The following is a 10,475-nucleotide window of genomic DNA, read 5'->3' on the forward strand; positions in this document are numbered from 1 at the left end:
GTCGGGAGTCCGGGAGGTCCGTGCGGCAAGCAGCCGGGGGAGGCAGCGGTGATCGACGCGTACGAGGACCCCGGCACGCCCGACCGCCGGGGTGGCCGGCGCTATCTGGGGTGGCTGGTGGCGCGGCAGTGGCCGCGGTGCCTGGCGGGGGCGGTGTTCGCCAGCGTCTGGATGGTGCTGCTGGCGGCGACGCCGTACCTGATGGCCCGGGCGGTCGACCACGGTCTGGTCCCCGGTGACCTGGGCGCGCTGGCCGGCTGGACGGGCGCGCTGGTCGCCGTCGGGGCGTTCAACGCCTGGCTGGGCGTCATGCGGCACCGCACCATGACACGGGTGCGGATGGACGCCAACTTCCGCACGGTCAAGGTGGTCGTCGGGCACGCCACGCGGCTCGGTGCGGCGCTGCGCCGGCAGGTGGGGGCCGGTGAGGTCGTCACCATCGGGGTCGGGGACGTGGGGACGATCAGCAGGGCCCTGACCGCCGTGGGTCCGGGCGTCGGCTCGGTCGTCGCCTATGCGGTGGTCGGCGGACTGATGCTGTCGGTGTCGCCCCGGCTCGCCCTGGTGGTGCTGCTCGGGGTGCCGGTGATCGGCGTACTGATGGGACCGCTCATGGGGCGGTTGCAGGGCACGGAGACCGAGTACCGGGAGCGGCAGGCAGTACTGACCGCGCGGATCGGCGACCTCGCGGGCGGACTGCGGGTGCTGAACGGGCTGGGCGGCAAGGGCCTGGTCGCGGACGCGTTCCGCCGGGACTCGGGGCGGCTGCGCGAGCAGGGTTACCGGGTCGGGGCGGTGACCAGTTGGATCCAGGCCCTCGGTCTGGGCCTGCCGATGCTGTTCCTGGGGCTGGTGACCTGGATGGGCGCCCGCCTGGCCGTGCAGGGGCGGATCAGCGTGGGCGAACTGGTGGCGGTGTACGGCTACGTGGTGGCGCTGGGGTGGCCGGTGGCGTTCCTCATCGAGATGGCCCAGCAGCTCAACCAGGGTGTGGTGGCCGCCCGCCGTGTCGTCGCGTTCCTGCGGCTGGAACCCGAACCGGACGACGGCACCCTGGACGCCCCCGCGGAGCCCTCGGTCCTGCACGACCCGGCCTCCGGGGTCCGCGTACTGCCGGGCCGCCTGACCGCGCTGGCCGGCGCCCGGCCGGCCGACGCCGCCACGGTGATCGACCGCCTCGGCCGCTACACGCCCTCCGACGTCACGTGGGGCGGGGTGCCGCTGACCGGGGTGCCGCTCGGACAGGTACGGGACCGCATTCTGGTCGCGGAGGCGGAGGCCGACCTGTTCGCGGGCGTCCTGCGCGAGGTGATCGGCGCGACGGAAGCCGACCGGGCCGGTCCGGGAGACGCGAGGGGTGCCGACGCGGAGCCGCGCCGCGGGGACGTAGGGGGCACCGACGTGGAGCTGCGCCGCTCAGACGCAGGCACCCGCTGGGCACTTCACCGCACAAACGCAGGCACCCGCTGGGCACTTCACCGCGCAAGCGCGAACGGACACGGCGAACCCGCGGACGCCTCCCGACGGCCCGCCGGGACACACGCGCACACGGGAGCCCCCTCGCACGCGGCAGCCCACGCGCACTCCGAAGCCCACGCGCACTCCCGCCTGACCCACGCCGTCCACGCGGCCGCCGCTGACGACATCGTCCGCGGCCTTCCCGACGGCCTGGACACCCCCGTCGCGGCGCAGGGCCGCACCCTCTCCGGTGGCCAGCGCCAGCGCATCCGGCTGGCCAGGGCCCTGCTGGCCGACCCCGAGATCCTGCTCGCCGTCGAGCCGACCTCCGCGCTCGACGCGCACACCGAGGCCACGGTCGCGGACCGGCTGCGGGACTCCCGCAAGGGCCGTACGACCGTGGTGGCCGCCACTTCCCCGCTGCTGCTCGACCGGGCGGACGTCGTGCACTACGTGGTCGACGGCAAGGTCGTCGCCACCGGCGGTCATCGCGAACTCCTCGACACCGAGCCGGGATACCGGTCGCTGGTCGCACGGGACGACGAGGCGGCCCGATGACGTCCTCGGGACAGCTCCCCGTCGCCGGGCGCGCCGATGTCCGCCGGGCGGCGGCCCACCTCGTACGCTCCGACCGGCGGGCCTTCGCCCTCGTCCTCGGTCTCAACGCGCTGGCCGCCCTCGCCGGGCTCGCGGGCCCGTGGTTGCTGGGCCGGATCGTCGACGAGGTGCGTGCCGGGGGCGGGGTCGGCGCCGTGGACCGGATGGCGCTCGCCATCCTGCTGTGCTCGCTGGCGCAGCTGCTGCTGGCCCGCTGGGCGCGGTACGTGGGACACCGTTTCGGGGAACGGACCCTCGCCCGGGTGCGGGAGCGGTTCGTGGACCGGGCGCTCGCCCTGCCGGCGTCCGTGGTGGAACGGGCCGGCACCGGGGACCTGACGACGCGCGGCACCGCCGACGTGTCCGCCGTCGGCACGACGCTGCGCGACGCCGGACCCGACCTGCTGGTCAACTCCGTGCAGGCGCTGTTCCTCACCGCCGCGGTGTTCGTGCTCGACCCGCTGCTCGGTGCCGTGGGGGTGCTGGGGCTGACGCCGGTCTGGTTCGCGCTGCGCTGGTACCTGCGCCGGGCGCGGGCCGGCTATCTCGCCGAGGGGGCGGCCACCTCCCAGGTCGCCGAGAGCCTCGCCGCCACGGTGGCCGGGGCCCGCACCGTCGAGGCGTTCGGACTGGCCGGCCGGCGCGTCGCGACGAACCGGGAGGCGCTGGAGGCCGCGCGACGCACGCGGTTCCACACGCTGTACCTGCGCAGCGTGTTCTTCCCGGCGGTGGAGATCTCCTACGTCGTCCCCGTGGCGGGCGTGCTGCTGTGTGGCGGGTTCCTGCACGCGCACGGGTCGGTGAGCCTCGGGGCGGTGGTGGCGTCCGCGGTGTTTCTCCAGCAGCTGGCCGGGCCGCTCGACGAGGTGCTGATGCGGATCGAGCAGCTCCAGGCGGGCGGTGCCTCCTTCGCCCGGGTGGAGGGTCTGGCGCGCGCCCCGCGGGCGGCGGCGGACGACTCGCCGGTCCCGGCGGACGACCGTATCGACGTGTCCGGGGTGCGGTACGCCTACGACCGGGGCGGTGAGGTGCTGCGCGGGGTGGACCTGACGGTGCGGCCGGGTGAGCGGTTGGCGGTCGTCGGGCCGTCCGGGGCCGGCAAGACCACGCTGAGCCGGCTGCTGGCGGGCGTGGACGCGCCGACGGAGGGGTCGGTGACGGTGGGCGGGGTGCCCGTGGTCGGCCTCGGGCCGGAGCGGCTGCGCCGGCAGGTCGTACTGGTCACCCAGGAGCACCACGTTTTCCTCGGCACGGTCCGTGACAACCTCGTCATCGCCGAACCGGCCGCCGCCGACGATGAGTTGTGGTCCGCGCTCGCCTCGGTGGGCGCCGAGGAATGGGTGCGGGAGCTGCCCGAGGGGCTCGGCACCGAGCTCGGCAGGAGCGGTCACCGGGCGGACGGCTCGCAGGCCCAGCAGCTCGCCCTGGCCCGCGTGGTGCTCGCCGACCCCCACACCCTGATCCTGGACGAGGCCACCGCCCTGCTGGACCCGACGACGGCCCGGCACACCGAGCGCGCCCTGGCCGCCGTACTGGAGGGCCGTACGGTCATCGCCATCGCGCACCGCCTGCACACCGCGCACGACGCCGACCGTGTGGCGGTGATGGAGGACGGCCTGCTGACCGAACTCGGCACGCACGACGAACTGGTGGCGGCGGGCGGGGCGTACGCGGCGCTGTGGGGTTCCTGGCACGGGGAGTCGTCGGCCGGACCCCGTACCGACTGAACGAACGGCCAGTACCACGCGGTCGGTACCGGGTCACTGTCCGAGCCGAGGCATCTCTCCCGTATATCGAACATGAACGCCCGGACAACGAACGATTTCCGGCCAACTTCCCCGAACTTTCTGACGCGCTCCTGACAGGAAGCCGGATTTCCTGCCACTCTTCCCACGGCCGCTCCACAGCGCCCCCACAGCTTCGCCCACGAGCGCTGTGCCGCGGCCAGCTCCTGGCACGTCGTTTCTGCGTACCGCCCAGTACCGCCCGGCCGGCTCACCCGCCGACCGGTCTCCCCCGGCCGCGCGATCCGCGGCCACGCAGAAGGAGTCAGTGTTGAGCAGCAGCACTCCCCACAGACGCACCTCCCACACCTCGTCCCACCGCACCACCGGGCACCGCGCCGCGCACCGTCGTGCCGCGGCCGTCGCCCTGGCCGGTGTCGCCGCGCTGATCGCCACCGCGGTCCAGTCCGGCGCCGCCACCGCGGCACCCGCGCCGGCCCCGGCTCCGGGCACCGAGTCCGTCAAGCTCACCCCGGCCCAGCGCGCCGAGCTGATACGCGACGCCGACGCCGCCACGGCGAAGACCGCCGACGGCCTCGGCCTGGGCGCCAAGGAGAAGCTGGTCGTCCGCGACGTGGTCAAGGACCGCGACGGCACCGTGCACACCCGCTACGAGCGCACCTACGACGGGCTGCCCGTCCTCGGCGGTGACCTGGTCGTCAGCACCGACGCCGGGAAGACCGAGCGGGTCGTGAAGGCCACCGCCAAGGCGATCGAACCGGCCACCGTGACGCCGAGGATCGCCGCCGGGAAGGCCGAGCGGCAGGCCGTGTCCGCCGCGAAGGCGGCCGGCGCCGAGAAGCCGGCGGCCGACCGCGCGCCGCGCAAGGTGATCTGGGCGGCGAACGGCACCCCGGTGCTGGCCTACGAGACGGTCGTGGGCGGCCTCCAGGAGGACGGCACCCCCAACGAGCTGCACGTGGTAACCGACGCCGCCACCGGCGCCAAGCTCCACGAGTACCAGGCGATCCACAACGGCACCGGCAACACCCTGTACAGCGGCACGGTGACGCTGGGCACCGCGCAGTCCGGGTCGTCGTACACGCTGACCGACACCACGCGCGGCAACCACAGGACGTACAACCTCAACCGGGGCACCTCCGGCACCGGCACGCTCTTCTCCGGCCCCGACGACACCTGGGGCAACGGCAGTGCGAGCAACGCGGAGACCGCCGCCGCCGACGCCCACTACGGGGCCGCGCTGACCTGGGACTACTACAAGAACGTCCAGGGCCGGTCCGGTATCCGCGGTGACGGTGTGGGCGCCTACTCCCGGGTCCACTACGGCAACAACTACGTCAACGCCTTCTGGTCGGACGGCTGCTTCTGCATGACGTACGGCGACGGCTCCGGCAACGCCAACCCGCTCACCTCCATCGACGTGGCCGCGCACGAGATGACGCACGGCCTCACCTCCAACACCGCGGGGCTCAACTACAGCGGTGAGTCCGGTGGGCTGAACGAGGCCACCTCCGACATCTTCGGCGCGTCCGTCGAGTTCTACGCGAACAACTCCTCCGACGTCGGTGACTACCTCATCGGCGAGGAGATCGACATCAACGGTGACGGCACGCCGCTGCGCTACATGGACGAGCCCAGCAAGGACGGCGCGTCCAAGGACTACTGGTACTCGGGGATCGGCAACGTCGACGTCCACTACTCGTCCGGCCCGGCCAACCACTTCTTCTACCTGCTGAGCGAGGGCAGCGGCACCAAGACCATCAACGGTGTCAGTTACGACTCGCCGACCTCGGACGGTCTCCCGGTCACCGGCATCGGCCGTGCCAAGGCGGAGAAGATCTGGTTCCGCGCGCTGACCACGAAGTTCACGTCGACCACCAACTACGCGGGCGCCCGCACCGGCACCCTCGCGGCGGCCGGTGAGCTGTACGGCACCGACAGCGCCGAGTACACGGCGGTGCAGCACGCGTGGGCGGGCATCAACGTCGGCGCGCGCCCCGGTGACGGCGGTGGCGGCGGCGACGGCACGACCTTCGAGAGCGGCACGAACGTGAACATCCCCGACTACGGGTCGGCGGTGACCTCCTCGCTCATCGTCTCCGGCCGGGCCGGGAACGCGCCGAGCGACCTGAAGGTGGGCGTGGACATCGTGCACAGCTGGCGCGGTGACCTGCGGATCGACCTGGTCGCGCCCGACGGGACGGCGTACCGCCTGAAGAACAGCGGCTACGACCCGGCCGAGGACGTGCACGAGACCTACACGGTCAACGCCTCGTCCGAGACGGCCAACGGCACCTGGAAACTGCGTGTCCAGGACCAGGGCCGGCAGGACACCGGCTACATCGACTCCTGGCGGCTCACCTTCCCGTAAGCCCGTACCCGGCTCGGCCGTTCCCGGCTCGACCCGTACACGGCCCCACCCGTGATCCGACACGGCCCGTGATCCGACACGGCCCGAGGGCGGCACCCGGAACCCCAGGTTCCAGGGTGTCGCCCTACTCTTGGGACCCATGTCCTTCACGTACGACGACGTCGGCGCCACCCGCGAGCAGGGCCACTGCCCGCCCGGCTTCCGCCCCATGCACGTACGCACACGCCTCGGGGAGGGCGAACCGGTCTTCCAACGCGCGGTCGAGGCCGTGCTGACCTGGGAGATGCACCGGGAGATGGGCGTCGGCATCGACGCGGGCGCGGAGCGCGCGGCGCCCGGCGTCGACGTCACCGTCACCCTCGCCGGGGTGATCAAGGCGCCCTGCCGGGTGGTCTGGACCCTGGACGAACCCCGCCGGGCCGGCTGGGCCTACGGCACGCTGCCCGGCCACCCCGAGTCCGGCGAGGAGGCCTTCGTCGTCGACCGGACCGGCGACGGCACCGTCTGGCTGACGGTGACCGCCTTCAGCCGCCCGGCCAAGTGGTACGCCAAGGCAGGCGGACCGGCCGCCCGCGCCTTCCAGCACGCCTACGCCCGCCGCTGCGGGACCGTCCTGCGACGGCTGAGCGGCGGCGACGAGGAGGACTGAGCCCGTCCTCGCCGCCCGGGCGCTCACCTCACCGGCATGCTCACCTCACCGGCGTGCTCACCTCATCAGCAGCCCCGCCGCCTGGGCCAGCTCGTCGGAGGGCACCGCGACCAGACCCGCCTCCGCGCCGGACGCCAGCAGCCGGTGCGCGGGCAGGACGCGGACCGTGTAGCCGAAGGGGCCGGTGCGGTCCAGGGCCAGCGGGCCCTCGTAGAGCCAGCGGCCCTCCAGGTCGGGACCGCCCGCCGGTTTCAGCGGCACGGTCGTCGCGTCGGTGATCCGGTCCTCGGAGTCCACCCGGCCGGAGACCGCCTGCACCTCGACGTCGTCCGGGGCGAGATCGCCGAGGTTCACCCGTACCCGCAGCCCGAGCGTCGAGCCCAGCTCCGCCGTGGCGCTCGCGGCGGACGTCTCCACATGGTCGACGCTCACCCCGGTCCAGGCAGCCCTCACCCGGGCCTTCCACTCGGCCAGCGCACGGGCCGAGTCCGGGTCCATCGCGCGGTGCGCCTCGGCCGCCGGGGTGTAGAGCCGCTCGACGTACTCGCGGACCATGCGGCCGGCCAGCACCTTCGGTCCGAGCAGGCTCAGGGTCCGGCGGACCATCTCGATCCACCGGTCGGGCAGGCCGCTCGCGCCCCGCTCGTAGAAGCGGGGGGTGATCCGCTGCTCCAGCAGGTCGTAGAGGGCGGCGGCCTCTATGGCGTCACGCCGGTCCGGGTCGGTGCCCGCGCCGTCGGCGGTGGGGATCGCCCAGCCGAAGTCCGGCTGGAACCACTCGTCCCACCAGCCGTCCAGGACCGACAGGTTGAGGCAGCCGTTGAGCGCCGCCTTCATGCCGCTGGTGCCGCACGCCTCCAGCGGGCGGAGGGGGTTGTTCAGCCAGATGTCGCAGCCCGGGTAGAGCTTCTGCGCCATCCCCATGCCGTAGTCCGGCAGGAACACGATCCGGTGCCGCACCCGCGGGTCGTCCGCGAACCGCACCAGCTCCTGCACCAGCCGCTTGCCGCCGTCGTCCGCCGGGTGCGCCTTGCCCGCGACGACGATCTGGACGGGCCGCTCGGGGTGCAGGAGCAGGTCCGTCAGACGGTCGCGGTCGCGCAGCATCAGCGTCAGCCGCTTGTACGAGGGGACCCGCCGGGCGAATCCGATGGTGAGCACGTCCGGGTCGAGGACGTCGTCGATCCAGCCCAGCTCGGCGGCCCCGGCGCCGCGCTGCCGCCAGGAGGCGCGCAGCCGTTGCCGTACCTCGGTGACGAGCTGCTCGCGCAGGGTGCGGCGCAGCTCCCAGATGTCCTGGTCGGCGATGTCCGCGACCGAGTCCCAGCGGTCCGAGTCGCCGACGGACAGCGCGTCCTCGGCCCGCTGGACGCCGATCTGCCGGGCGCCGAGCCGGAACACCTCGGGGGCGACCCAGGTCGGGGCGTGCACCCCGTTGGTGACGGAGGTGATCGGCACCTCGTCGGCGTCGAAGCCGGGCCACAGCCCGGAGAACATCTCCCGACTGACCCCGCCGTGCAGCAGGGAGACGCCGTTGGCGCGCTGGGCCAGGCGCAGGCCCATCACGGCCATGTTGAAGAGGCCGGGCTCGCCGCCCGGGTAGGTCTCCATGCCGAGCCTGAGGACGCGCTCGACGTCGATGCGCGGGAGCTCGGAGTCGGGGCCGAAGTGTCGGGCGACCAGTTCGCGGTCGAAGCGGTCGATGCCGGCCGGGACGGGGGTGTGGGTGGTGAAGACGGTGCCGGCCCGGACCGCCTCCAGCGCGGAGCCGAACTCCAGGCCCTTGTCACAGAGTTCGGCGATGCGTTCCAGCCCCAGGAAGCCGGCGTGGCCCTCGTTGGTGTGGAAGACCTCCGGCGCGGCGTGACCGGTGAGCCGGCAGTACGTCCGTACCGCGCGGACACCTCCTATACCGAGGAGCATCTCCTGGAGGAGCCGGTGTTCGCTGCCGCCGCCGTAGAGCCGGTCGGTGACGCCGCGTTCGCCGAGGTCGTTCTCCTCGACGTCCGAGTCCAGCATCAGCAGCGGCACCCGGCCGACCTGGGCCAGCCAGACGCGGGCCCGCAGTTCCCGGCCGCCGGGCAGCGCGAGCGCGACGTGGGCGGGGGTGCCGTCGGTCTCCTTGAGGAGGACGAGGGGCAGCTCGTGGGGGTCGAGGACGGGGTAGTGCTCCTGTTGCCAGCCGTCCCGGGAGAGGGACTGGCGGAAGTAGCCGTGGCGGTAGAGCAGGCCGACGCCGATGAGCGGCACGCCCAGGTCGCTGGCCGCCTTCAGATGGTCGCCGGCCAGGATGCCGAGGCCGCCGGAGTACTGGGGCAGGGCGGCGGTGATGCCGAACTCGGGCGAGAAGTAGGCCACGGCGGCGGGGAGTCGGCCGGGCTGTGCCTGGTACCAGCGGTCGCCGGTCATGTAGCGGTCGAGGTCGTCGGCCACCGCGGTCAGCCGGCGCAGGAAGCGCCGGTCCTCGGCCAGCTCCGCGAGGCGTGCGGGCCGGACGGTGCCGAGCAGCCGTACCGGGTCGCAGCCGGACGCGGTCCAGCACTCGGGGTCGACGGACTGGAAGAGGTCGTGGGTCTCCGGATGCCAGGACCAGCGCAGATTCCGGGCCAGGTCGCTGAGGGGCCGGAGGGGGTCGGGGAGAACGGGACGGACGGTCAGTCGACGAATCGCCTTCACCCCGACGACGTTACCGGCGCGATGTGTCCCTCGCTGGGGCCTTCGCCCTCAGACCTCCGATTCGGCCTGAACGGCGTCGTTCGCGCTCTCCGGACGGGCTAATAACCACCGGCGTGTCGATCTCCCGGCGGGGAAGGTGTCCGGTCAGGTCGTCGCGTGTGTCGACATACGCGTGAGTAGGTAACAAAGTGCCGGATTGCCCACCCGAAAAGTGTGGGAAGGCTCCTGCGGTACACCCACACGTACCCCCGCAGGACCCACCTCCCCAGAGCCATCCGCCCACCCACGTTGACGCGGACAGGAGCGGTCATGCCCGCCACGCACCACTCGTCAGCACCCCCCTCGGTATCCTCCGCCGCGCCCGTCTCGGTGGAGCCCTCCGCCACGCCCGTCTCGGCGGAGCCCTCCGCCACACCCGTCTCGGCGCCCTTCGCGTCCCCGCCCGCCGACGGCACCACCGTCGTCGGACGCGTCCCCGTCCTGGACGTCCGCCCGATGGTCCGGCAGGGACGCAGGCCCGCCAAGGCCGTCACCGGCGAGTCCTTCGAGATCTCGGCCACCGTCTTCCGCGAGGGCCACGACGCGGTCGCCGCCCATGCCGTCCTCAGAGATCCGCGGGGCCGACCGGGCCCGTGCGCGCCGATGCGCGAACTGGCCCCGGGCACCGACCGCTGGGGCGCCACCGTCACCGCCGGTGAGCCCGGCCTGTGGTCGTACACCGTGGAGGCGTGGGGCGACCCGGTCACCACCTGGCGGCGCCACGCGCGGATCAAGATCCCGGCCGGCCTGGACACCGACCTGGTCCTGGAGGAGGGCGCCCGGTTGTACGAGCGCGCCGCCGCGGACGTGCCGGGCCGCGCGGACCGACGGTCGCTGCTCACCGCCGTCGACGCGCTGCGGGACGAGACCCGGCCGGCCGCGTCTCGGCTGGCGGCGGCGTTGACGCCCGAGGTGGACGCGGTGCTGGCCCGGCATCCGC

General features: G+C 73.4%; 6 protein-coding genes. 5 read left to right on the forward strand and 1 reads right to left on the reverse strand.

Going from position 1 to position 10,475, the window contains the following annotated elements:
- The first annotated feature begins 48 nt into the window (after nucleotides 1-48).
- From ABEA26_RS23285 to ABEA26_RS23300, 4 genes are all read left to right on the forward strand, one after another.
- A complete protein-coding gene (locus ABEA26_RS23285; protein WP_345595161.1) occupies nucleotides 49-2,016 on the forward strand; it encodes an ABC transporter ATP-binding protein in 1,968 nt (655 codons plus the stop codon).
- On the forward strand, nucleotides 2,013-3,782 hold the full coding sequence (locus ABEA26_RS23290; RefSeq protein ID WP_345595163.1) for an ABC transporter ATP-binding protein: 1,770 nt from the start codon (nucleotides 2,013-2,015) through the stop codon (nucleotides 3,780-3,782). The genes ABEA26_RS23285 and ABEA26_RS23290 overlap by 4 nt, the downstream gene beginning before the upstream one ends.
- Before the next feature lie 328 nt (nucleotides 3,783-4,110).
- On the forward strand, nucleotides 4,111-6,171 hold the full coding sequence (locus tag ABEA26_RS23295; protein ID WP_345595164.1) for a M4 family metallopeptidase: 2,061 nt from the start codon (nucleotides 4,111-4,113) through the stop codon (nucleotides 6,169-6,171).
- 139 nt (nucleotides 6,172-6,310) lie between these two features.
- A complete protein-coding gene (locus tag ABEA26_RS23300; RefSeq protein ID WP_345595166.1) occupies nucleotides 6,311-6,820 on the forward strand; it encodes a DUF1990 domain-containing protein in 510 nt (169 codons plus the stop codon).
- A gap of 57 nt (nucleotides 6,821-6,877) precedes the next feature.
- Here ABEA26_RS23300 and ABEA26_RS23305 read toward each other — a convergent pair whose 3' ends face one another.
- Nucleotides 6,878-9,496 (reverse strand): glycosyltransferase family 1 protein, encoded by a 2,619-nt coding sequence (locus tag ABEA26_RS23305; RefSeq protein ID WP_345595168.1) that lies wholly within the window; start codon nucleotides 9,494-9,496, stop codon nucleotides 6,878-6,880.
- Nucleotides 9,497-9,805: 309 nt separating this feature from the next.
- Here ABEA26_RS23305 and ABEA26_RS23310 point away from each other — a divergent pair.
- A partial coding sequence (locus tag ABEA26_RS23310) for a maltotransferase domain-containing protein (protein WP_345595169.1) occupies nucleotides 9,806-10,475 on the forward strand: 670 nt, incomplete at its 3' end.

Source organism: Streptomyces marokkonensis (assembly GCF_039539045.1).
Lineage (GTDB): Bacteria > Actinomycetota > Actinomycetes > Streptomycetales > Streptomycetaceae > Streptomyces > Streptomyces marokkonensis.